Genomic DNA, 23732 nt, shown 5'->3' with positions numbered 1-23732 from the left:
CTACTTGATTAGCGGCAGCAGCGTTTCGGCCGTGATGCGCATCTGGTCGGTGTAGAATTTCTCCGTCAGCACGCTGGAGCCGTGATCCTGGATGAACTTCAGCTGTTCGGGAGAAATGTCGACCGGATTGCGCTCGACCATGTCGGGATAGGGCGCGGCGGGTGTGCGGTCGACTGGCGCGACAAATTCGTTCGTCAGCGCGCCGTCATAGCCGACTTCCTTCAGCGTCTGCACGATCCGTGGCCAATCAATCTGGCCAAGGCCGGCGGCAAAGCGGTTGTTGTCGGCGACGTGGAAGTCGAACAGCCGTTTGCCGACCTGACGGATCGCGTCATGGACGTTAAATTCTTCCATATGGATGTGATAGGCGTCGAGGCAGACGCCGCATTCGGGGCTGACCGCATCGGCCAGGGCCAACGCCTGCGCGCCGCGGTTGAACAGATAGGTCTCGAAGCGGTTGAGCGGCTCGACCGCGATCTTGACGCCGACCTTCTTGGCATGGGTGAAGCATTCGCGGGTGGCGTCGACCACCCACTTCCATTCCTCTTCCTCGGTGCCGTCCGGTACCACTTTGCCGACGGTCGCGGGCACCAGCGTTATGATCTCGCCATCAAGTTCGCTGACCATGGTCAGCACGTCCTTGACGTACTGCGCCGAGCGTTCGCGCTGGCCCTGGTCCCTGGCGGCAAGGTTGCGTTCGCCCAGCATCAGCGTCACCGACCCCCAGCAGCGGATGCCGTATTCTTTCAGCAGCGCGCGGGTCTCCTTGGTCTTGTATTGCTCGGGCTCGCCGGAAATCTCGATCGACTCGTAGCCGAATTTCTTGATGCGCTTCAGCGTCACCTCCAACGGTTCCGCGCGCATCCAGTTGTGCGTCGAAAGATGCATGGTCTATCCTTCCCAGAATTCGTCTGTGCCAGTTCGCCTGCGACGCGCCCCACAAGGCGCGTTGCGTGTTTCCTCCCCAAGGCGCTCCAGCGTTTTTGCGCAACTGGTTCGACCAATTGGGCCCTAATGGAGGTCTACAGCAATTTTTGTCGCGCGGCAAGAACCGCCGCCATGCGATATCGACATCTGTGTACCGTATTGATTATGCTGGTATATATCGCCAAAAATGGAATGCCCTGGCAGCTTTGCGCGTGAGTCAAATGGCTTGACCCATTTTCGGTATTTGGTAATACCAGAATGCCGATACGAGAATGCACATCACGAGAGACCAAAGAGGCTGGCCCTGCTTTCATCAGACGCTATGCTTGGTCCTTGGAAAAATGAATTGGGAGGATGCCGATGCCGTCGACAATGAAGGGTCCGGGGCTGTTTCTGGCGCAGTTCGCGGGGGATACCGCGCCGTTCAATTCGCTGGCCTCGATCACCAAATGGGCGGCCGGTCTCGGTTACAAGGGCGTGCAGATCCCGACCTGGGATGCACGCCTGTTCGACCTCAAGAAGGCGGCATCTTCCAAGACCTATTGCGACGAGGTGAAAGGCATCTGCGCGGATGCCGGCGTCGAGATCACCGAGCTGTCGACGCATCTTCAAGGGCAGCTGGTGGCGGTGCACCCGGCCTATGATGCCCAGTTCGACGGCTTTGCACCGCCTGCGGTGCACAACAACCCCAAGGCCAGGCAGAAATGGGCGGTCGAACAGATGGAGTTCGGCGCCAAGGCCTCGAAGAATCTTGGCCTGAAAACCTCGGTGACGTTTTCCGGCGCTCTGGCCTTCCCGTATCTCTATCCCTGGCCACAGCGGCCGGCCGGGCTGATCGAGGAGGCCTTTGCCGAACTCGGCAAGCGCTGGAAGCCGATCCTCGACGTCTATGACGAGAACGGCGTGGATGTCGGCTATGAGATCCATCCTGGCGAGGACATCTTCGACGGCGCAACCTTCGAGATGTTCCTAGATGCGGTTGGCGGTCACAAGCGCTGCAACATCAACTACGACCCGTCGCATTTCCTTTTGCAGCAGCTCGACTATCTCGAATTCATCGACATCTATCACGAGCGGATCAAGGCCTTCCATGCCAAGGATGCCGAGTTCAATCCGACGGGGCGGCAAGGCGTCTATTCCGGCTATCAGAGCTGGACCAATCGCGCCGGCCGCTTCCGCTCGCTTGGCGACGGGCAGGTCGATTTCGGCGGCATCTTCTCCAAGCTTACCCAGTATGGCTACGATTCCTGGGCGGTGCTGGAGTGGGAGTGTTGCCTCAAGCATCCGGAGGACGGTGCGGCCGAAGGCGCGCCCTTCATCCAGCACCACATTATCCGGGTGACGGAAAAGGCCTTTGATGATTTCGCCGGCGGCACCACCGACAAGAAGATGCTGCGCGCCATGATGGGTATTTGAGACAAGCAGGAGAAAGACATGGTCGGCGCATCGAAGTCGGAAGCGGGGGGCGGCCCGATCCGCTATGGTATGGTCGGCGGCGGCCAAGGCGCCTTCATCGGCGCGGTGCACCGGATCGCGGCGCGCATGGACAATGACTTCGTGCTGGTGGCCGGCGCCCTGTCGGCCAATCCCGAGCGCGCCAAGGCTTCCGCCGCCGAACTCGGTCTCGACCCGGCGCGCAGCTACGCCTCCTATGCCGAGATGGCCAAGGCCGAGGCCAAGCGCCCGGACGGCATCGAGGCGGTGGCGATCGTCACCCCCAACAATGTGCACGTGCCGGCGGCCAAGGCCTTCCTCGAGGCGGGCATCCACGTCATCTGCGACAAGCCGCTGGCGACGACTTTGGCCGAGGCCAAGAAGCTCGCGGCCGTGGTTGAAAAGACCGGCAAGGTGTTCGTGCTGACGCACAATTACACTGCCTATCCGATGATCCGGCAGGCGCGCGAGATGGTGGCCAAGGGGCAGCTTGGCGACATCCGCATCGTTCAGTCCGAGTACCCGCAGGACTGGCTGACCGAGGATCTTGCCGCCACCGGCCAGAAGCAGGCGGCGTGGCGCTCCGACCCCAAGCAGGCGGGCGCGGGCGGCGCGCTCGGCGACATCGGCACGCATGCCTACAATCTGGCGCGCTTCGTCTCGGGTCTGGAGCTCGATTCCCTGTCGTCCGATCTCGACGCTTTCGTGCCGGGGCGACTGCTCGACGACAATGTCAATGTCATGCTGCGCTTCAAGCCGGTCGGCAAGGTGCATCCGGCCAAGGGCATGATCTGGGCAAGCCAGGTGGCGCCCGGCCACGAGAACGGGCTGAAGCTGCGCATCTATGGCTCGAAAGGCGGGCTGGAATGGGTGCAGGCCGATCCGAACTATCTCTGGTACACGCCGTTCGGCCAGCCCAAGCAGCTGCTCACCCGCAACGGCGCCGGCGCGCTGCCAGTTGCGGGACGCGTCAGCCGCGTTCCGTCTGGCCATCCGGAAGGCTATCTCGAAGGCTTCGCCAACATCTACCAGGAGGCGGCGCGGGCGATCCGCGCGGCACGCAAGAAGGGCGGCAGACCGGGCAAGGACGTGGTGTTCCCGACCATCCAGGACGGCGTCGAAGGTATGGCGTTCATCGAGGCCTGCGTGAAGTCATCGAAGAAGAACGGGGCGTGGACGAAACTTTAGGGAGCGCCGGCGCCAAGTCTCTTCTCCCTTCGGGGAGAAGGTGGCCGCGAAGCGGCCGAATGAGGGCGCATGGTGCGAGGTGCGAAAGAAACCAGCGCGCGCCGTCAAACGGGGAGGGGCTGTCGATGAAAATCGGCATGTGCATGTTTTTGTGGACGACTTCCGTGTCTAAGAAACACGAGCCGTTGCTGCGCGACATCAAGGCGACCGGCTTCGACGGCGTCGAGATACCGATCTTCTCAGGCACGCCAGAGGACTACAAGAACCTTGGCGATTTGCTCGACCGCATCGGGTTGGAGCGCACGGCTGTTACGGCGATGGGCGACCCGGCGATGAATCTGATTTCGCCGGATGCCGCGACCCGCAAGGCCGGCATCGGCTACATGAAATGGGCGATCGATTGCGCCCAGGCGCTCGGCGCGAGTACGCTGAGCGGGCCGCTGCATTCGACGCTCGGCGCCTTCTCCGGCAGCGGGCCGACCGCTGCCGAGAAGAAGCGCTCGATCGCCTCGCAACGCGCCATTGGCGATCATGCCGGCAAGCGGAACGTTACCATCGGGTTGGAGGCGCTCAACCGTTTCGAGTGCTATCTGCTGAACACGATGGCCGATCTGTCCGAGCACGTCGATGCCATCGACCGGCCGCACATCAAGGCGATGTACGACACCTTCCACGCCAATATCGAGGAAGCCGACCCGATCGGCGCCTACATGAAGCACCGGCGGAATGTCGTGCACATCCACATTTCGGAGAACGATCGCGGCGTGCCGGGACGCGGGAACATTCCGTGGAAAGAGACTTTCGCGGCCATCCGCAAGAGCGGCTATGACGACTGGCTGACGATCGAGGCGTTTGGCAGGTCGCTGAAGGATCTGGCGGCGGCGACCAAGGTGTGGCGGGATTTTTCCGAGACGCCGGAGGCAGTTTATCGCGAGGGATACAGGCATATCAGGGATGGGTGGAAGCGGGCGGCTTAGCCGCTCACTTCCCTCATCCACGGGCGCAGCGGACGCGGAGACTCGAGGACCCATGCCGCGACTGTCGCGCGCCGCAGCGGTGCAGGTAGGAGATGCGAATGGACGCCTCTTTTTGCACCGCTGGATTCTAGCGCAGACGTCACCGAATGAAACCTCGGGTCTGCGCCGCGTCGCTTCGCTCCTTGCTCCGCCCGTGGATGAGGAAGCGACGGGCCTTTTCGCAAATCGCCGAGGTATGCGATCTGCCTTAACTCGGCACTTATCGCTCCACCAAATTTTTCGGATGTCTTACCCCACCTCGATCACAGCCTTGATCAACCCCGATTTCTCATGCGCCCAGCGGGTGAGATCATCCGGCGTGCCGGCCAGCGTGGTGCGGTGGGTGACGAGTTTTGCCAGCGGCACGGCGCCGTTGCGGATCGAGGCGGCGACGTGGTCGAAATCGACTTTCAGCGCGTTGCGGCTGCCGATCAATGTCATTTCGCGCTTGTGGAATTCCGGGTCGGAAAAGACGATGTCATCCTTGACGACGCTGACCAGCACGAGCGTGCCGCCATGCGCGACATGGGCGAAGGCCGACTGCACCGAGGCGGTGTTGCCGGTGGCGTCGAAGACGACGTCGAACCCTTCGCCGCCGGTTGCCTCGCGCACCAGTTCGGCTGCCGCTTTTTGTGAACCGTCGAGCGTGGCGAAGCCGAGTTCGCCTTTTGCAAAATCCAGCCGCTCCGTGCTCATGTCGAGCAGGCTGACATCGAGCCCGGCGATGCGCGCAAACAGCGCTGCGCCAAGGCCGATCGGCCCGGCGCCGATGACCAGCGTGCGGGCGCCTGGTTCGGCGCGAGCGCGCCGCACGGCATGCGCGCCGATGGCGAGGAATTCCACCGCCGCCGCATCGGCCAGCGACAAGCCGTTTGCCGGATAAAGATTCTGCGCCGGCACCAGGATCTGCTCGGCCATGGCGCCGTCGCGATGGACGCCAAGCACTTCGATCCTGACGCAGCAATTCGGCTTGCCGTGCCGGCAGGCGATGCATTTTCCGCAAGCGAGATAGGGATTGATGATGACGGGCTCGCCCACGGCAAGGTCGACATCTTCGCCGGTCTCGACGACGGTGCCCGACACTTCATGGCCCATGATGCGGGGATAGGCAAGGAACGGGTGCTTGCCTTCGAAGATGTGGTAGTCGGTGCCGCAGATGCCGACATGGCTGACGGCGACCAGCGCCCAGCCGGCAGGCGGCGCTCCTGGCGCCGGCCGGTCTTCCAGGACAAGCTCGCCGGGCGAGCGGCAGACAACAGCTTTCATTCGGCAATTCCAGTGTTTCTCGAAAAAGGCGCCGGTCCGTTGTTAAGCAGGCCGGCGCAGAAGGTCAGGGAGAATTACTTGCCGCGACGGCGCAGCCCGTCGAAATAGACGATGATTATGATCAGCGCGCCGGTGATGATGCGCTGCCAGAACGAGTTGACGTTGAGCAGATTGGCGCCGTTGTTGATGGTGGCCAGGATGAAGGCGCCGAGCAGCGGGCCATGCACCGAGCCGACGGCGCCGAACAGCGAGGTGCCACCGATCACCGATGAGGCGATCGCCTGCAACTCCCAACCTTCGGCCTGGGTCGGGTTGCCGATGCCGATGCGCGCCGCCAGCAGCACGCCGACGAAGGCCGCGCATAGGCCCGACAGCGTGTAGGCCATGTAGATGGTGCGCTGGACATTGACGCCCGAGAGGCGCGAGGCCTCGGCATTGGATCCCACAGAGAAGAGATAGCGGCCCCAGCGGCTGTGGTGCAGGAAGATGTAGGCCGGGATACCGACCAGGATCACCATCCAGAACAGATTGGGGATGCCGACAAAGGAACTGCGCGAGAACGCGGTGAAGCTGTCGCTGTTGATGTTGATCGAATTGCCGTTGGTCATCAACAGGCCGATGCCGCGCAACGAGGTCAGCGTCGCCAGCGTGATGATGAAGGGCGGCAGGCCCATCTTGACGATGCCGAAGCCATGGAACAGGCCGATGGCAACGCCGACCAGCAGCGTCACCAGAATGGCGACCCAGATCGGGAAGCCGGCATTGATCATCATGGCGACAATGACGGTGGCGAAGCCGACCACGGCGCCGACCGAGAGGTCGATGCCGCCGGTGATGATGACGAAGGTCTGGCCGACCGCCATGATGGCGATCATCGAGCCCTGCCGCAAAAGATTGGCGATGTTGTTGGAGGAGGCGAAGCTCGGCGTCGCCACCGACAGCACGATCCAGAGCAGAACCAGCAACGCCAGAAGCGTCAGCCCGAACAGGACGTTGTAGTTCCGTTTCGGTTTTTCGATCGCGACGGTTTCGATGCTCATGGTTCCTCCCGTTTCTTGTTTTGTCAGCCGATCGCCTGCGTCAGCACGTCTTCGTGGCTAGCGGCGCGAAAGCCATGGCTGGCGACCAGTTTGCCGCGCCGGAACACGTGCAGCGTATCGGCGAGCTCGTAAACCTCGGGCAGATAGGACGAGATTAGGATGATGCCGGCGCCCTTGGACAACAGTTCCCCGAACAGGCGGTAGATCTCGGCCTTGGTGCCGACATCGACGCCGACGGTCGGCTCGTCGAAGATGAACAGCTTGGCGCCATGCGCCAGCCATTTGCCGATGACGATCTTCTGCTGGTTGCCGCCGGACAGGCTGGAGGCCAGGGCGCCGCGCGTCGGCGTTTTGATGCGGAGGCCGGCGATCTGGCGATCGGCCTCGGCCTTTTCCTTCGCACCGGAGATCAGCATGTTGCTGGAGATGCGCTTATAGATCGGCAGGTTGAGGTTGAGGCCGACCGGCAGGTTCAGGCACAGGCCCTGGTCGCGGCGGCTTTCCGGCGCCAGCGCCATGCCGAGCTTGATCGCGTCGTGCTCGGAATTGATGTGGACCGGCTTGCCTTGCCAAAGGACCTGTCCGGCCGACTTCTTGTGGCGGCCATAGAGCGTGGTGACGAACTCGCTCCGCCCGGCGCCGATCAGGCCATAGAGCCCGACGATCTCGCCGGCGCGCACCGTCATCGAGACGTCTTCGAAACCCTTGCCCGACAGGTTTTTCGCTTCAACGATCACGGCACCGGGGGTGAAATGCTCCTTATGGTAGACTTGCTCGATCGAGCGGTTGATCATCATCTTGACCAGCTCGGCGTCATTGGTCTCGGCAATGTTGCGGGTGCCGACCAGCGTGCCGTCGCGCAGCACCGAGACGCGATCGGCGAGTTCGAACACCTCTTCCATGCGATGGCTGATGTAGATGATGGTGACGCCTTCGCCCTTGAGCCTGCGGATCAGCGTGAACAGCTGGTCGGCTTCCTTGCGGGTGAGATAGGCGGTCGGCTCGTCGAAGATCAGGAATTTGGTGCCGCGCACGGTGGCGCGGGCGGCGGCGATCAGCTGCTGCTGGCCGATGGTGAGGTCACCCAGCATGACATGCGCCGGCAGGTCGAAGCCGAGACCGTCGATGATCTTCTGCGCTTCCTTGACCATGGCGCGCTGCTGCAGGATGCCGAAGCGCGAATTCTCCTCGCCGAGGAACATGTTGGCGGCGACGGTGAGATGGCGACAGAGCACGACCTCCTGATGCACGGCGTTGATGCCCAGCGCCATTGCCTCGTGCGGGGTTGCCAGCGCTGCCGGCTTGCCCTCCCAGATGACATCGCCGGAGGTGCGCGGCATGACGCCGGTCAGAAGCTTGATCAAGGTGGATTTGCCGGCGCCGTTCTCGCCGACGATGGCGTGGATCTCACCTGCCTTGAAGGCAAGGTGAACGGGCTTCAGCGCATGCGTGCCGGGATAGCGTTTTTCCAGCCCGTGCAGTTCGAGGATCGTCCTGCCGGGCGCTAGCGTTGGGGCCGGGTGCAGTTCCTGCGCCGTGGGCGTCATGACAATCCTCCCAGATTGGCCTTACGATTGGCACGTCGCGATGCAGTCAGCCACATCGTCGAGGTGATTCAAGCCGGTGGATATTCAAGCTTGTATCCGGTGTTTCCGGGGCGCGAGGCCCCGGAAACGATTTTTGCCTGACGGGCTCAGAGCTTCGGGTTGAGCAGGGCGTCGATCTTGGGGTCTTTCATGTTTGCCTTGGTCACCAGGTTGGCGCCGGTGTCGACATTGGCCTCGACCTTCTCGCCCTTCGAGGCGGCGAGCGCGGTCTTGATGCCGTCATAGCCCATCCGGTACGGATCCTGGACGACGAGCGCGGAAATGACGCCGTCATTGAGGAACTTGATCAGCTTCTCGTCGCTGTCAAAGCCGACCAGCGCCAGCTTGCCGCCAAGGTTATTCTCGGCGACAGCCTGACCGACGCCCTGCGCCATGATCAGGTTGGACGCGAAGATGCCCTTGAGGTTCGGGTTGGCGGTGATCAGGTCGGTGGCGATGTTGAGACCGGTCGTTGCCTGGCCGTCGGCATATTTGTCCGCGACGAGCTTGAGCCCCGGATATTTCGCGGCCAGCTGCTCGGTGAAGCCCTGCTTGCGCTGCTCCAGCGAACCGGCGCCCGGCGCGTTGGTGATCAGGGCGACGTCGCCCTCGATCTTGCCGCCATTGGCTTCGCCGATGGCTGCTGCAAGACCGTCAGCGGCGACGCGTCCGCCCTGCACATTGTCGGTGGTCAGGAACGAGGTGAACGCCTTGGAGTCGGCGCCGGAGTCGATGCCGATGACCTTGACCTTGCTGGCCGCTTCATCGATCGGCTTGCCGAGCGCCTTGAATTCGGTCGGCGCGATGACGATCGCGGCCGGGTTGCCGGCGACGGCATTCTCGAGGATCGAGACCTGGCCGTTGACGTCGGTTTCAGCCTGGGCGCCGAGTTCGGGTACGTTGACGCCGAGATCCTTGCCGGCCTTGCGGGCGCCGGCCAGGACGATCTGCCAGTAGAAGGACGTGGTGTCCTTGACGATGATCGGAATGGTCACTTCCGCCGCCGAAGCCGGCGCCGTGTGCAGCGTGCCGGCAAGCATCGAGGCGGCAGCTAGTGCCATCAGTGAGCGGCGGTTGAGAATGCTGGTCACGAATTTCATTAGGAATCCTCCCTAGATCGCCCGGTGAAGGTTACGGAAGCTCCATTTGGATAGGCGCGGCCCAAACAGAACTTTATCAATAAAAAACAGTTGCCGCTTTTGATAGTGCATCGGTCCGGCCGACGCAAGCGGTGTTTCATATCGGCCTGCGCATGGCTTGGCGGGGAAACCTCCCTGCCGATCCTCAGTGCCACGTCCAGACGCTCCCGATCCTCCTTGATCATCATGGAATATTAATTCCACCGTCGAGTCAATATGGAATATTCATTCCTTCTTGAGAACCGTGATCGTGGCGTTTCGTCAGCCGAGCTCCTGCACGATGGTGTAGGGAGCGTAGCGGGCGAATTCCGCTTGCGGCACCTGGATGTCGAACAGGTCGAGGTTGCGCGTCAGGTTGGCGGGCTTGGCCGTTCCGGTCAGCACGCTGGCCACGACAGGCTCCTGCAGCGGAAACTGCAATGCAGCCGCCGCCAGCGGATATCCGCCCTCATCAGCGATTTTCTCCATCGCGCCTACACGCTCGAGTATGTCCTGCGTCGCCGGCAGATAGTCGAAATGCGCACCGTGCACCGGTCCGGTCGCCAGGATGCCGGAGTTGAAGACGCCGCCGATGATCAGCGAAGTCTGTCGCTCACGACACAGCGGCAGCAACTCGGCTTCAGCCGAGCGGTCGAGCAGCGAATAGCGGCTGGCCAGCAGGATGCAGTCGAGCGGTGCTTCGCGCAGCACGTCGAGGCAGATCTGCACCTCGTTGACGCCGAGCCCATAGGCGGAAATTACACCCGACGTTTTAAGCTCGTCCAGCGCCTTCAAGCCGCCGTCCATCAGCTGGCGAAAGTGCAGCTTCGTCTTCTCGACGCCATGTGTGTAGGTGCCGATGTCGTGCACAAACAGGATGTCTATCCGGTTCAGCCCGAGCCGGGCATAGGAGAACTCGACCGAGCGCATGATGCCGTCATACGAGTAGTCGTAGTCGAGCGCGAAAGGCAGCGGGTCGACATAGGAATGATCGGGAACCTGGTCTTCCGGCACCGGGCGGAACAGGCGGCCGACCTTGGTCGACAGCACATAGGAATCCCTCGGCTTGTAGCGCAGGAAATCGCCGGTCCGCCGCTCCGACAGGCCGAAGCCATAGAAGGGCGCGGTGTCGAAATAGCGCAGGCCGGCATCCCAGGCTGTCTGCAGCGTCTCCATCGCCGCTTCGCGCGGACAGGCCCGGTAGAGCCCGCCGATCGCCGCTCCGCCGAAGCTTATCTCAGTGACCTCGAGCGCAGTCGTGCCGATGCGGCGTTTGTCCATCCAAAGCCTCCCCTTGTGGGCAGTCGTTGCAGCCCGCTTTTTTCGTCGGTGGTTAGAGCGTCGCGCCGAGGTGCCACGGCACGAACTCGTTGTCGCCGTAGCCGAACGCCTCGCTCTTGGTCTTGCGGCCCGATGCCGTCTCGACGATGAGTTCGAAGAGTTCCCGGCCCATGCCGGCGATGGTCTTCTCACCCGAAGCGATGACGCCGCAATTGACGTCCATGTCCTCTTCCATCTGGTGGTACATGGTCGAGTTGGTGGCGACCTTGATCGACGGCGTGGGCCGGCAGCCGAAGCAGGAGCCGCGGCCGGTGGTGAAGACGATGATGTTGGCGCCGCCCGCCACCTGACCGGTCGCCGAGACCGGGTCGTAACCGGGCGTGTCCATGAACACTAGGCCACTGCCGGTGACCTTTTCGGCATAACCGAAGACGCCGTTGAGCGGAGTTTGGCCGCCTTTGGCCACGGCGCCCAGCGACTTTTCCAGGATGGTGGTCAGGCCGCCGCGCTTGTTGCCGGGCGAGGGGTTGTTGTCGATCGAGGCGCCGTGCTTGGCGACATGGTCTTCCCACCATTTGACGAAACCGTCGAGTTTCTTGGCGATCTCCGGCGTTGCCGCGCGATAGGCGAGCAGATGTTCGGCGCCATAGATCTCCGTCGTCTCCGACAGGATGCCGATGCCGCCGACGCCGGCCAGGATGTCGACCGCCGCTCCCAGCGCCGGATTGGCAGTGATGCCCGACATGCCGTCGGAACCGCCGCATTGCAGGCCGACGACGATCTCCGAGACCGGGATCGGCTCGCGCTGATACTGGCCGACTTCCTCGGCGATTTCGGCGAGCACGCCCATCGCCTTTGCGACCGATTTGCGCGAACCGCCGGCGTCCTGGATATTGAAATGGCGTTTTCCCGCCGCCGCACCCTTCTGGCCGTAAAGGGTGAGCTGGTTGACCTCGCAGCCGAGGCCGACCATCAGCGCGCCGCCGAAATTCGGGTGGCGGGTGTAACCGGCGAGCGTGCGGTGCAGTACCATCATGCCGTCGCCGGTGCCGCTCATGCCGCAGCCCTGGCCATGGACGATCGGGACGAAGCCGTCGATCCCCGGATATTTCGGCAACAGCACGCGGTTGGCCTCGTCGGCAATGGCGTGGCAGACGGTGGCCGAGCAATTGACGCTGGCGATGATGCCGATGAAGTTGCGCGTGCCGGCACGGCCATCGGCGCGACGATAGCCCATGAATGTCCGGGCGCGGTCGGCTTCGGTGGCATGCTCCGCTTCGCTCGGCGGCACGACCGGCAGACGGCCGGACTCGAAGACCAGATTGTGCGAATGGACGTGGTCGCCGGGCGCGATGTCCTGGGTGGCGCGGCCGATGGCCTGGGCATACTTGACCACCGCCTCGCCGACGGCGATAGGCTTGATCGCCACCTTGTGGCCGGGCTCGATCAAGGCCGTGGCGACGGCGCCGCCGGGCAGAGGGGTGCCGATCTCGATGCGGCCATTGGCGACCGCGACATTGTCGGCGGGGGACAGAAGAATGCTGTTCGAGGCGTTCACGGGCAGTTTCCTGGGTCTGTTCCTGGGGATGCGCGGATTGACACGCGTCTGTTTACATATAATGTCTTTTATCGTGAAAAAACATTTGTGCGTCAATTGTTTTTTCAGGAGGAGACCATGCGTCCGATGGACGCTTGGCTTGTGGGGAGCGGCGTCTGACACGCAGAGCGTTTTGCTTTGCCGGGTCAGCGCCAGGACATATGTGATATCGCGCTTCAAGCCAGCCACAGCAAGCGCCGGCGCGCAACGGGGCAGGGATGTCGAAGAGCAACAACGTCTACAAGGACGCTTACAACAGGGGTCTGCGGCTGCTCGATGAGACGCAGAGCCTGCCGTCGGAGCCGGAGCTGGGCACTTTGCTTGGCGTCAGCCGTACCACCGTGCGCACCATTCTGGCGCGCATGGAAGAGACCGGGCTGATCGCGTGGAACAAACGCAGCAAGACAGTGCTCAGGGCGCCGAAGCCGGATGATTTCTTCCCCGAGGAGGAGACAGACACACTGGCCCAGATCATCGAGCGGTCGTTTATGCGCAGGTTGCTGGCCGGCGGCGCCGAGGCCGGCATGCAGATCAACGAGCTCGAACTGGCGCGCGAGATCGGCGTCGGCACCACCAGCGTGCGCGAGTTCCTGATCCGCTTCTCCCGCTTCGGACTGATCGAGAAGCGGCGCAACAGCCACTGGGTGCTGAAAGGATTTACCCGTGCCTTTGCGCTCGAACTCACTGAAATCCGCGAAATGTTCGAGATACGCTCGGCGGCGGCCTTTGCCGCCTTGCCTGGGGATAGTCCGGTCTGGGCGGATCTCGACCGGCTGGAAGACGAGCACCGGCTTCTGGCCAGCGAAATCGCCATCCGCTTCAACGAATTCTCGGAGCTAGACGAGCGCTTCCACCGGCTGATCCACCGGGCGTCGCACAACCGCTTCATCGTCGATTTCTACGACGTCATCGCCATGATCTTTCACTACCACTACCAGTGGAACAAGGCGCAGGAGCGCGAACGCAACGAAGTCGCGGTTGGCGAGCATCTCGCCTACATCGCGGCGCTGAAATCGCGCGATCTCGGCAAGGTCGACGCCGCCTGCCGCAAGCATCTGAAGTCGGCACGCCACACGCTGTTGACGTCGATCCCGGAAATCGGCGGCCGCCCGGCTTCCTGAGCGCGACGTCCGAAGGGACGTTATGCGCACAAGATCTCTGCCTCATGCGTTATCCCAAACCGCTGCGCACTTTTGTGCGACATGGATCGAACGCGCCGCGTTGCCGCAGCGATGATTTGGCGATTTTCCGCCGACATGCCGCGTGCTAGATATCCACGCGTTGCTGCGTGAAGAGGCAGGTCTTTGGACTTCCGGCGTAAGAGATGGAGCATGACGGCCGCCTTTGTCGCGGCCTGTGTGCTGCTGCTCCAGTCGACGCTCGGCGTGTTTGCCTTCGGCATTGCGCCGGATGCCTCGCAACTCGACGCTTTCGGCAATGTCATCTGCAGCCATGAGGGAGCGGTCAAGCTTCCCGGCGGCGATCCGCACCAGCAGCATATGCCGGCGTGCTGCATGCTCGGCTGCAGCATGGCCTCCGTCGCCTATGCGCCGCCGGCAGGCGTCGGCCTGGCGCCGGTCAGCCAGTACTTGGAAACAGTCGCTTTTGCCCCGCCGGCAGTCAGGCATCCCGACGTCACGCGCGAGCGCTCTCCGGCCAATCCGCGCGCGCCGCCGCTTGCGGGCTGAAAACCGCCGCTCGCTTTGCGTAACCTGCGCAGGCGATAATCATCCAATGACAAACACGTTCGCAGCCCGACAACGGCGCGACCTTATATTCATGGAGCCTACCCATGTTCCGTTTTCTTCGTGCCGGCGCGTTGCACCGCAGCACCCGTTTATTCAGCACTATCGAGCAGCGTCTCGGCAGCGCCCTGTTCGCCTTTGCACTGTTGTTCGTCGGCTCCCATTCCGTCCTTGCGCATGAATTCAAGGCCGGTGACATCGAGATCGAGCATCCCTGGTCGCGCGCCACGCCGGCCGGCGCCAAGGTTGCCGGCGGCTATTTCACCATCGTCAACAAGGGCAGCGCGCCAGACCGGCTGCTATCGATTTCCTCCGACATTTCGGGCAAGGCCGAACTGCATGAAATGGGGGTGAAGGATGGCGTCATGACCATGCGCCCGGTCAGTGCTGGCCTGGATATCCCGGCGGGCGGCAAGGTCACGCTGGGTCCCGGCGCCTACCACGTGATGTTCATGGATTTGAAGCAGCCGCCTAAAGAAGGCCAGATGTTTGCCGCCACGCTGACTTTCGAGAAGGCCGGAACCGTGACCGTCGAGTTTGCCGTGCAAGCCATAGGCAGCGCGCCACCCCTCGAAGACAACGACTGACCAATCAATTTGCCAACCGATTTTTCGAGAGGGACCATCATGAACAAGTATCTTTTGCCGGCCGCTGCATTTCTTGTCCTGGGGACGAGCGCTGCCTTCGGCCATATCACGCTCGAAACCCAGGAAGCGCCGGTCGGTTCGACCTACAAGGCCGTGCTGCGGGTGCCGCATGGCTGCGACGGCAAGGCGACGATTGCCGTGCGCGTGCAGATCCCGGAAGGGGTGATCGGAGTGAAGCCGATGCCGAAGCCGGGCTGGACGCTGCAGGTCAAGAAAGGCAAGTACGAGAAATCCTACCAGCTCTATGGCGAGGCGGTGACCTCGGGCGTCAAGGAAGTCGACTGGAGCGGCGGCAGCCTGCCGGATGAATTTTATGACGAGTTCGTCTTCCGCGGCACGTTGGCCGCCGATCTGCCGGCCGGGCAAAAACTCTATTTTCCGGTGGTGCAGGAATGCGATGGCGCCACCGCGCGTTGGATAGAGATTCCGGCGGCTGGTCAGGATGAGGATGCGCTGGAAGATCCGGCGCCCGGCCTCAACCTGCTGCCGAAGAAATGATGCATTGGCGGCGCGCTGCTTCGAAGCGGCGCGCCACTGTTTTGGTGGATGGCATGAACGTGGCCTGTTTCCAGCGGATAGAACGGACAGCCGGCAGGTGCTTCGGCTTGCTGGCCGCGATCCTGCTGCTTGCCGTCCTTGCCACGCCAAACCAGGCCTTTGCCCATGCGGCGCTGATCAAGGCCGAGCCTGCCGACGGCGCGGTTCTGGAGCGAGCGCCGACGCAATTTTCGCTGACCTTCAGCGAGCCTGTGTCGCCGCTGGTGCTGACCTTGGTGCGGCCCGACGGTACGCCTGTCGCTTTGACCTCGTTTCGGTTGAGCGACCAAACGGTTGAGATCGACAATCCACAAAAGCTCGGGCCGGGCACCCAAGTCTTGAGCTGGCGGGTGATTTCCGCCGATGGCCATCCGGTCGGCGGCTCGGTGCTGTTTTCCGTTGGCGCGCCAAGTGCGGCGCCGGCGGTGGGGGAAGCTGTCGATATAGATTTGCGGTCAGCGATCTGGACCGGCAAGGTTCTTCTCTACATCGGGCTTTTCCTCGGCATTGGCGGCGCCTTCGCGCTGACATGGCTGGCGCAAGGCCAGCGCTCAGGCCAGCGCTTCGTCATTGCCGCCATCCTGTGCGGGCTGGTCGCAGCACCCCTGTCGCTCGGGTTCCAGGGGCTGGACGCGCTGGGCGCGCCACTCGCCCGGCTGGCGCAACCGGTGGTCTGGCGGACGGCGCTTGGCACCAGCTTCGGCTGGACGGTGCTGATTTCGCTGGCGGCGCTCGGGCTTGGCCTGCTGTCGTTGGTCGGATCGCGTGCTGGCGCCAGGCCGTTGGCGCTCGCCGGGCTGGCCGGTGTGGGTGCAGCCCTTGCCGCCAGCGGCCATGCCAGTGCAGCCGAACCGCAATGGCTGACGCGGCCTATGGTGTTCCTGCATGGCGCCGGCATCGCTTTCTGGGCTGGAGCATTGCTGCCGCTCGGCCTGGCGTTGAGCAGCCAATCGGTGGAAACCGGGGCGTTCCTGCGGCGGTTTTCGCGCGCGATCATGCCCGTGGTGGTAGTGCTTGCCGCCGCCGGTGTGGTGCTCGCCATCATCCAGGTGCAGACACCGGCGGCACTGGTCAACACCGCCTATGGCCGGCTGCTGCTGATCAAGCTGGCGCTGCTGGTGTTTCTGTTCACGCTGGCGGCGGTCAATCGATGGCGGCTCACCGCCTTGGCCGAGGCCGGAGCGACGGAAGTGCGGCGACGGCTTAGCCGCTCGATCTCAGTCGAAATGCTGATCGTGCTCCTGATCTTCGGCGTTGCCGCCGGCTGGCGCTTCACGCCGCCGCCACGGGCCCTGGCAATCGCCGCGGCACAACCGACGTCGACCCATATCCACACTATGAAGGCGATGGCCGACATCGACATCACGCCCGGCCATACCGGGGAGGTCACCGCCTCCATCGTCATCATGGATGGCGATTTCGGCCCGCTCGACGCCAAGGAAGTGACGCTGGTGCTGTCCAAGCCCGATTCGGGGATCGAGCCGATCAAGCGTCCGGCGACCAAGCCAGGCGACGGCACCTGGCGGGTCGATAATCTCGTCATTCCGATTCCAGGCCGCTGGACGGCGCGGCTCGATATTCTGGTTTCGGATTTCGAAGTGATAAAGATCGAAGCGCCGATCGATATCCGCGCCGAGTGATATTCAGCCCGCCCGCGAAGGACGCTCAGCCGAGTTCCTGGGCTAACCCGATGAGATGCCCTTCCGGCCCGCGGATGTAGCAGAGCCGATACACGTCCTGGTAACGGACGACTTCACCGACCAGCTGCGCGCCACGCTTGCGGAGCCTTTCAAGCGTGTCGTCGATGTCGTCCACGGTAAACATGACGCGCAGGTAGCCCAGGGCATTGACCGGGGCGTTGCGGTGATCGGCAACGACAGGCGGCGTGAGGAAGCGGGAGAGCTCGAGCCGGCTATGACCGTCCGGTGTGCGCATCATGGCAATCTCGACGTGCTGATCGCCGAGCCCGGTGACACGTCCGGCCCACTCGCCTTCGATCGTCGCCCGCCCTTCCAGTTCGAGGCCGAGCTCGCGAAAGAAAGCAACTGTCTCGTCGAGGTCCTCGACGACGATTTCGACATTGTCCATCCGTTTGACTGCCATATGTCCAACCTATCGCCATATGTTCGATCGGCAAGGCGTCGCCTGGTCACCAACTGACCCTTCCTGACTCGGTCTGACACAACGCAGACGCAACACAATTCGGCGAGGCGGTTGACGTGGCGCGAAAGGCCCGTCAATCATCTCGCCGAAAAATGGGCATCCCGAAAAACGCGGCCTCAACAAAATCCGAAAGCAGGGAAGAAACGATGGAAAAAGCCGAAATAGGCCTGATCGGCCTTGGCACAATGGGCTCCAACCTCGCGCTCAACATTGCCGAGCACGGGCACCGCATCGCCGTCTTCAACCGCACCAAGGCGCGCACCGATGCCTTCCTCGAAGGCGCCGGTTCGCTCAGGGACATGGTGGTGCCCTGCTACAGCCTGGAGGAACTGGCAGCTGCGATCAAGCCGCCGCGCCCGGTCATCATCATGGTGCTGGCCGGCAAGCCGGTCGACGAACAGATCGAAGCGCTGCGCGGCGTGTTGTCTGACAACGATATCGTCATCGATGCCGGCAACGCCAATTTCCGCGATACGATGCGGCGCTTTTCGGAACTGTCGGGCTCAGGTCTCACCTTCATCGGCATGGGCGTATCCGGCGGCGAGGAAGGCGCGCGCCATGGACCGTCGATCATGGTCGGCGGCACCGAAGACTCGTGGAAGCGCGTCGAACGCGTGCTGACCGCGATCTCGGCCAAGTTCAAGGATGAACCGTGCGCTGCCTGGCTCGGCACAGACGGCGCCGGGCATTTCGTGAAAACCATCCACAACGGCATCGAATATGCCGACATGCAGATGATCGCCGAGATCTACGGTATCCTGCGTGACGGTCTCGGCATGGGGCCGAAGGAGATCGGCAAGGTCTTTGAGAACTGGAACAAGGGCCGGCTCGATTCGTATCTGATCGAGATCACCGCCAGGGTGCTGGCCGCCGACGATGCAAAGACCGGCAAGCCGGTGGTCGACATCATCCTCGACCGTGCCGGCCAGAAGGGCACCGGCAAATGGTCTGTCATCGAGGCGCAGCAGCTCGGCATTCCGGCGACGGCCATCGAGGCGGCGGTGGCGGCCCGCGTGCTGTCCTCGATCAAGGATGAGCGGCAGGCGGCCGAAAAAGCCTATGGCAATATCGGCGTCACCAAGATCTCCGGCGACAAGGCGGCATTTCTGAAAGATCTGGAGCTGGCGCTGCTCGCCGGCAAGATCGCCGCCTATGCACAAGGTTTCGCGGTGATGAGCGCCGCCTCGAAGGAGTTCAACTGGAACTTGCCGATGCCGACCATCGCCAAGATTTGGCGTGCCGGCTGTATCATCCGCTCGCAGATGCTCGACACCATGGCGGAAGCCTTCGGCTCGGGCGGCGCGTCCACCAACCTTTTGATGGCGCCGGCTTTCACCACCATGATGCAGGAGGCGCATCCGTCGCTTAGGCGCACCGTTGCCAAGGCATCGGAAGCAGGCTCGCCGGTGCCTGCACTGGCGTCGGCACTTGCCTATTTCGACAGCTACCGCCAGGGCCGCGGCACCTCGAACCTGATCCAGGCGCAGCGCGACTTCTTCGGCGCGCATGGCTTCGAGCGCATCGGCGAGCAGGGCGCTTTCCATGGGCCATGGGGCAGCGGCGCTGCCGGCTAGGGTCAGGTGAGGCGGACCTCTCAGGTCGTGCCAGTCAGCCCTGATACGCGACGACGTCGCCTGGCTTGACCACAGTCTGCAAAGAGCCAGGTGCCGCGCCGCCTATCCAGCCCAGCACGGCGCGGGCAAGCTCGGTGCCGGCGAGGCGGAAATCTTCGTTGACGATCAGCAACTCCCGGCGGAACAGATGCAGCAGTTCCGACGATTGCTTGGACACGACATCGACGTCGCGGCCGAGTTTCAGGCCGGCATCCTCGATGCCGGCGACGATGGCCAGCGTTGCTGCGGCGGCGCTGCTGACGAAACCGTCCGGCCTGACGTCGCGGCGCATCAACTGCGCGGTCCGCGTCCTGATCTGATCGATCGACTGGTCGATCGAAACAGCGTTGAACGGCACTTCGCTGGCGTCGACCTCGCTCAGTGCGTCGGCAAAGCCATTGACCGTGTGGTCGTAATAGGTGAGCCCGACCGGCGGCGCTACCAGCGCCAGCCGGCGCCGGCCGACGCTGGCCAGATGGCGCACCGCTTCGGCGGCGAAGGCGTAATTGTCGAAGTCGTGATAGGGGTGGACAAGCCCCATATCGGTGCGGCCATGCGTGGCAAAGGGTATGCCACGCTCCAGCATGTAGCGGGCGCGCGGATCGTTGGGCTGCGTGCGTGAGATGATGACGCCATCGGCCGAGCCGGACTCGACCAGATACTTTACCGGGTCCAGCGGATCCTGCGAGCGCGAGTAGGGCGTGACGATCAGGTGATAGGGTGTGTCGGCAATGACCTCCGAGACGCCGTAGATGATGTCCGAGACAAAGCTCATGATCTCGCGCTCGGTATTGAGCACGAGGCTGATAACATTGGTCTTGCCGGTCCGCAGGCGCACGCCGGCGCGGTTCGGCCGGTAGCCGATCTGCCTGGCGACGAGTTGAACCCGCCGCCTGGTCTCGGCGCCGATCTCGGGTGCATCCTTGAGCGCGCGCGAGACGGTGGTGACGCCGAGCCCGGTCATGAAGGCAAGCGTTTTCAGCGTCGGCCGCTCATGCGCCGACGCCTCGTCGTCCTTCTCCGTCTGGTCCCTGTCCATTCGTCCCGCCCCGTCAGGCGCATAGCAGCCGCCGGACCAGCCGACAATCGCTTCGATGACGATGTGGCACGGTTCTTCGCCGTCAGGCCTCAATATACTGAAACGTTACAGATTTCCAACATCGCAGCGCGTGGGTCTCTCAAGCCATGGTTTTGGCAGGGTTTTGGCGGCTAGAAACGTTGCGCGACAATCAGGTTCGAGACGGTTTTCTTGCGCTGCAGCATGATTTTGCAGCGCAGCACCCGGTTTTGCGCGGAGTTTGCCGGTTTGCACGCAACGAATTTGTTCGCGCCTCGAAAAAACATTCGAGCGCGTTTATCTCAGGGGTTGCACGCACCGCATAATTGCCGTATCGAAAATCTGTAACGTTTCAGATTCTGGGAGGAACCGAAATGCGCTATAGACTTTTGACCGCTGCCCTTGCCGCGACGGCCGCGCTTCAGCTTGCCGGCCCGGCGGCCGCCACCGACCTGGAAGTCACCCATTGGTGGACGTCGGGCGGCGAGGCGGCGGCGGTTGCGGAATTCGCGAAGGCTTTTGACGCGACCGGCAATCACTGGGTCGACGGCGCCATTGCCGGATCCGGCGGCACGGCACGGCCGATCATGATCAGCCGCATCACCGGCGGCGATCCGATGGGCGCCACCCAGTTCAATCACGGCCGGCAGGCCGAAGAACTGGTGCAGGCCGGCCTGATGCGCGACCTCACCGATGTCGCCACCAAGGGCAAGTGGACGGAAATCGTGCGGCCGAAGAGCCTGCTCGACAGCTGCACCATCGACGGCAAGATCTATTGCGTGCCGGTCAACATCCACTCCTGGCAGTGGTTGTGGCTGTCGAACGAAGCCTTCGAGAAGGCCGGCGTGCCGCTGCCGAAGGACTGGAATGAATTCGTGGCGGCAGCGCCCGCCCTGGAAAAGGCGGGCATCATCCCGCTCGCTGTCGGCGGACAGGCCTGGCAATCTTCCGGCGCCTTCGACGTGCTGCTGGCGGCGGTCGGCGGCACCGACGCGTTCCTCAAGGTCTACAAGGACAAGGATGCCAAGTTCGCCGCCGGGCCCGAGATCGCCAAGGTCTTCAAGGCCGCCGACGATGCCCGCAAGATGGCGAAGAACACCAATGTGCAGGACTGGAACCAGGCAACCAATCTCGTCATCACCGGCAAGGCCGGTGGCCAGATCATGGGTGACTGGGCGCAAGGCGAGTTCCAGGTTGCCGGCAAGGTCGCCGGCAAGGACTATGCCTGCCTGCCGGGCCTCGGTCTGAACGAAGTTATCGCCACCGGCGGCGACGCCTTCTATTTCCCGCTGCTCAAGGATGCCGACAAGTCCAAGGCGCAGGAGGTGTTGGCAGAGACGCTGCTCGACCCCAAGACTCAGGTCGCCTTCAATCTCAAGAAGGGCTCGCTGCCGGTGCGCGGTGACGTCGATCTCAATGCGGCGAACGACTGCATGAAGAAGGGTCTGGCCATCCTCGCCAAGGGCGCCGTCATCCCGTGGACGGACCAACTGCTTTCGCAGGATACCCAGAAGCAGAAGGAAGATCTCTTCGCCGAATTCTTCGCCAAGCCGGACCTGACCATCGAAGACGCGCAGAAGCGCTTCGCCGACCTCATCGCTTCGGCAGACTGACGTTGGAGGCAATACACCTCGCTCCCGGCCTTGCGAAAGCAGGGCCGGGATCGCACCGCCCTTACCCAGCCGGCTGACGAGATGAGCAAGAGCGAACGCCCCAACCCGCTGTTCCGCAACATCAATGCGAAGGTCGCCTCGATCCCGATGATCCTCACCGCGTCGGTGGTTTTCGTCGGCGGCACCGTCTGGACGGTGTTCTATTCCTTTACCAATTCGAAGCTGCTGCCACGGCTGAATTTCGCCGGGCTCGACCAGTATTACCGGCTGTGGGCGACGCCGCGCTGGCTGATCTCGATCGAGAACCTTTTGATCTACGGCGCGATCTCGCTCGTGTTCTCACTGGTCATCGGCTTCCTGCTTGCAGCGCTTCTCGACCAGAAGATCCGTTTCGAGGACACGTTCCGCACCATCTTCCTCTATCCGTTCGCGCTTTCCTTCATCGTCACCGGCCTGGTCTGGCAGTGGCTGCTCAATCCGGATTTCGGCATCCAGCATGTGGTGCGGGACCTCGGCTGGACGAGCTTCAACTTCGACCCGCTCTACAATTCCAGCATCGTCATCTACGGCATTTCGATTGCGGCGCTGTGGCAAGGCACCGGGCTCATCATGTGCCTGATGCTGGCCGGCCTGCGCGGCATCGACGAGGACATCTGGAAGGCAGCGCGGGTAGACGGGATCCCGATGTGGAAGACCTATCTGTTCATCGTCATCCCGATGATGCGGCCGGTTTTCATCACCACGCTGGTCATCATCGCGTCGGGCATCGTCAAGGTCTACGACCTCGTTGTCGCCCAGACCAGCGGCGGCCCCGGAATCGCCTCCGAAGTGCCGGCCAAATATGTCTATGACTACATGTTCTTCGCACAGAATCTTGGCCAGGGCTTTGCCGCCTCGACCATGATGCTGCTCTCGGTGGTGATCGTCGTCGTGCCGTGGGCCTACCTTGAATTTGGAGGCAGGAAGCGTGGCTGACCCGGCCGTCCCTTTGCCCGCCAGCGCGGGTGCCGCCGAGCGCGAAGCCTCCGGGCCGCGCGGGCCGAAGCCGCGGCATGTCTTCTCGCGCCGCAATATCTTCCTCTATGGCACGCTGATCGTGGTGGCGGTCTACTATCTGCTGCCGCTCTACGTGATGGTGGTCACCTCGCTTAAGGGCATGCCCGAGATACGGATGGGCAATATCTTCTCGCCGCCGCTCGAAATCACGTTCGAACCGTGGGTGAAGGCGTGGGCGACCGCCTGCACCGGCCTCAATTGCGACGGGCTTTCGCGCGGCTTCTGGAATTCGGTGCGCATCACTGTGCCGTCAGTGCTGCTGTCGATCGCGATCGCCTCGGTGAACGGCTATGCGCTGGCCAACTGGCGCTTCAAGGGCGCCGACACATTCTTCGTCATCCTGATCGTCGGCGCCTTCATCCCTTATCAGGTGATGATCTATCCGATCGTCATCATCCTGCGCGAGATCGGCCTCTACGGCAGCCTCAGCGGCCTGGTGATCGTCCATTCCATCTTCGGCATGCCGATCCTCACGCTTTTGTTCCGCAACTATTTTGCCTCGATGCCGGAAGAGCTGTTCAGGGCGGCACGGGTCGACGGCGCCGGCTTCTGGGGCATCTTCCTGCGGATCATGGCGCCGATGTCGCTGCCGATCTTCGTAGTCGCCATCATCCTGCAGGTGACCGGCATCTGGAACGACTTCCTGTTCGGCGTCGTCTACACCCGCCCCGACACCTATCCGATGACGGTGCAGCTCAACAACATCGTCAATTCGGTGCAAGGCGTGAAGGAGTACAACGTCAACATGGCCGCCACCATCCTGACCGGGCTCGTGCCGCTCATCGTCTACTTCATTTCCGGCAAGCTTTTCGTGCGCGGCATCGCCGCCGGTGCGGTGAAAGGGTGAT

The 23732-nt window shown here is 62.8% G+C and carries 21 protein-coding genes; 12 read left to right on the top strand and 9 right to left on the bottom strand.

What is annotated here, in order from left to right:
* Positions 1–888, bottom strand: a complete 888-nt coding sequence (locus AC3EML_RS30540; RefSeq protein ID WP_352521600.1) for a sugar phosphate isomerase/epimerase family protein — start codon at positions 886–888, stop codon at positions 1–3.
* Positions 889–1287: 399 nt separating this feature from the next.
* On the opposite strand from AC3EML_RS30540, the gene AC3EML_RS30535 reads away from it, so the two are divergent.
* The 3 genes from AC3EML_RS30535 (at position 1288) to AC3EML_RS30525 (ending at position 4526) form a co-directional block, all read left to right on the top strand.
* Positions 1288–2343, top strand: coding sequence for a sugar phosphate isomerase/epimerase family protein (locus tag AC3EML_RS30535; RefSeq protein WP_023733624.1), 1056 nt, complete (start codon positions 1288–1290; stop codon positions 2341–2343).
* 18 nt (positions 2344–2361) lie between these two features.
* On the top strand, positions 2362–3549 hold the full coding sequence (locus AC3EML_RS30530; RefSeq protein ID WP_352521599.1) for a Gfo/Idh/MocA family protein: 1188 nt from the start codon (positions 2362–2364) through the stop codon (positions 3547–3549).
* A 125-nt stretch (positions 3550–3674) separates the two neighbouring features.
* Positions 3675–4526 (top strand): sugar phosphate isomerase/epimerase family protein, encoded by an 852-nt coding sequence (locus tag AC3EML_RS30525; protein WP_023683013.1) that lies wholly within the window; start codon positions 3675–3677, stop codon positions 4524–4526.
* Between the two features lie 288 nt (positions 4527–4814).
* On the opposite strand, the gene AC3EML_RS30520 is transcribed toward AC3EML_RS30525, so the two are convergent.
* The 6 genes from AC3EML_RS30520 to AC3EML_RS30495 form a co-directional block, all read right to left on the bottom strand.
* A complete protein-coding gene (locus AC3EML_RS30520) occupies positions 4815–5831 on the bottom strand; it encodes a zinc-binding alcohol dehydrogenase family protein (protein ID WP_352521598.1) in 1017 nt (338 codons plus the stop codon).
* A gap of 74 nt (positions 5832–5905) precedes the next feature.
* On the bottom strand, positions 5906–6871 hold the full coding sequence (locus tag AC3EML_RS30515) for an ABC transporter permease (RefSeq protein ID WP_023683015.1): 966 nt from the start codon (positions 6869–6871) through the stop codon (positions 5906–5908).
* Positions 6872–6894: 23 nt separating this feature from the next.
* Entirely contained in the window at positions 6895–8418 is a 1524-nt protein-coding gene (locus tag AC3EML_RS30510) for a sugar ABC transporter ATP-binding protein (protein ID WP_352521597.1), read from the bottom strand.
* Positions 8419–8564: 146 nt separating this feature from the next.
* Positions 8565–9557 (bottom strand): ABC transporter substrate-binding protein, encoded by a 993-nt coding sequence (locus AC3EML_RS30505; RefSeq protein ID WP_352443909.1) that lies wholly within the window; start codon positions 9555–9557, stop codon positions 8565–8567.
* Positions 9558–9857: 300 nt separating this feature from the next.
* Positions 9858–10856: an aldo/keto reductase gene (locus tag AC3EML_RS30500; RefSeq protein WP_352443908.1), complete on the bottom strand. Its 999-nt coding sequence runs from the start codon at positions 10854–10856 to the stop codon at positions 9858–9860.
* A 52-nt stretch (positions 10857–10908) separates the two neighbouring features.
* Positions 10909–12414 (bottom strand): UxaA family hydrolase, encoded by a 1506-nt coding sequence (locus AC3EML_RS30495; protein ID WP_023712307.1) that lies wholly within the window; start codon positions 12412–12414, stop codon positions 10909–10911.
* A gap of 257 nt (positions 12415–12671) precedes the next feature.
* On the opposite strand from AC3EML_RS30495, the gene AC3EML_RS30490 reads away from it, so the two are divergent.
* The 5 genes from AC3EML_RS30490 (at position 12672) to AC3EML_RS30470 (ending at position 17022) form a co-directional block, all read left to right on the top strand.
* Positions 12672–13574: a GntR family transcriptional regulator gene (locus tag AC3EML_RS30490; RefSeq protein ID WP_352463286.1), complete on the top strand. Its 903-nt coding sequence runs from the start codon at positions 12672–12674 to the stop codon at positions 13572–13574.
* 210 nt (positions 13575–13784) lie between these two features.
* Positions 13785–14141 carry a DUF2946 family protein gene (locus AC3EML_RS30485; RefSeq protein WP_023728562.1) on the top strand — a complete coding sequence of 119 codons (357 nt, stop codon included), beginning with the start codon at positions 13785–13787 and terminating at the stop codon, positions 14139–14141.
* Positions 14142–14245: 104 nt separating this feature from the next.
* Positions 14246–14785 (top strand): copper chaperone PCu(A)C, encoded by a 540-nt coding sequence (locus AC3EML_RS30480; RefSeq protein WP_352521596.1) that lies wholly within the window; start codon positions 14246–14248, stop codon positions 14783–14785.
* A 39-nt stretch (positions 14786–14824) separates the two neighbouring features.
* Complete coding sequence (locus tag AC3EML_RS30475; protein ID WP_352521595.1) at positions 14825–15343, top strand: YcnI family copper-binding membrane protein; 519 nt, start codon at positions 14825–14827, stop codon at positions 15341–15343.
* Positions 15344–15396: 53 nt separating this feature from the next.
* Positions 15397–17022 (top strand): copper resistance CopC/CopD family protein, encoded by a 1626-nt coding sequence (locus tag AC3EML_RS30470; RefSeq protein ID WP_352521594.1) that lies wholly within the window; start codon positions 15397–15399, stop codon positions 17020–17022.
* A 25-nt stretch (positions 17023–17047) separates the two neighbouring features.
* Here the strand turns inward: AC3EML_RS30470 and AC3EML_RS30465 are convergent, their stop codons facing one another.
* Positions 17048–17485 carry a VOC family protein gene (locus tag AC3EML_RS30465; protein ID WP_488505382.1) on the bottom strand — a complete coding sequence of 146 codons (438 nt, stop codon included), beginning with the start codon at positions 17483–17485 and terminating at the stop codon, positions 17048–17050.
* Between the two features lie 206 nt (positions 17486–17691).
* Between AC3EML_RS30465 and gndA the strand changes: the two genes are divergently transcribed.
* Positions 17692–19119 carry an NADP-dependent phosphogluconate dehydrogenase gene (gene gndA, locus AC3EML_RS30460; RefSeq protein WP_023735129.1) on the top strand — a complete coding sequence of 476 codons (1428 nt, stop codon included), beginning with the start codon at positions 17692–17694 and terminating at the stop codon, positions 19117–19119.
* A 34-nt stretch (positions 19120–19153) separates the two neighbouring features.
* Here the strand turns inward: gndA and AC3EML_RS30455 are convergent, their stop codons facing one another.
* On the bottom strand, positions 19154–20197 hold the full coding sequence (locus AC3EML_RS30455; protein ID WP_023683027.1) for a LacI family transcriptional regulator: 1044 nt from the start codon (positions 20195–20197) through the stop codon (positions 19154–19156).
* Between the two features lie 392 nt (positions 20198–20589).
* Here AC3EML_RS30455 and AC3EML_RS30450 point away from each other — a divergent pair, with 392 nt between their 5' ends.
* The 3 genes from AC3EML_RS30450 to AC3EML_RS30440 all read left to right on the top strand — a co-directional run bounded on the left by AC3EML_RS30450 (position 20590) and on the right by AC3EML_RS30440 (position 23731).
* Positions 20590–21828 (top strand): ABC transporter substrate-binding protein, encoded by a 1239-nt coding sequence (locus AC3EML_RS30450; RefSeq protein WP_023683028.1) that lies wholly within the window; start codon positions 20590–20592, stop codon positions 21826–21828.
* 81 nt (positions 21829–21909) lie between these two features.
* Positions 21910–22803 carry a carbohydrate ABC transporter permease gene (locus tag AC3EML_RS30445; protein ID WP_023683029.1) on the top strand — a complete coding sequence of 298 codons (894 nt, stop codon included), beginning with the start codon at positions 21910–21912 and terminating at the stop codon, positions 22801–22803.
* A complete protein-coding gene (locus AC3EML_RS30440) occupies positions 22796–23731 on the top strand; it encodes a carbohydrate ABC transporter permease (RefSeq protein ID WP_023669802.1) in 936 nt (311 codons plus the stop codon). The genes AC3EML_RS30445 and AC3EML_RS30440 overlap by 8 nt, the downstream gene beginning before the upstream one ends.
* Position 23732 lies beyond the last annotated feature (1 nt).

Source organism: Mesorhizobium sp. P170090, assembly GCF_057786115.1.
The sequence above is the reverse complement of the archived record's forward strand: the minus strand, read 5'-3'. Positions and strand labels throughout refer to the sequence as shown.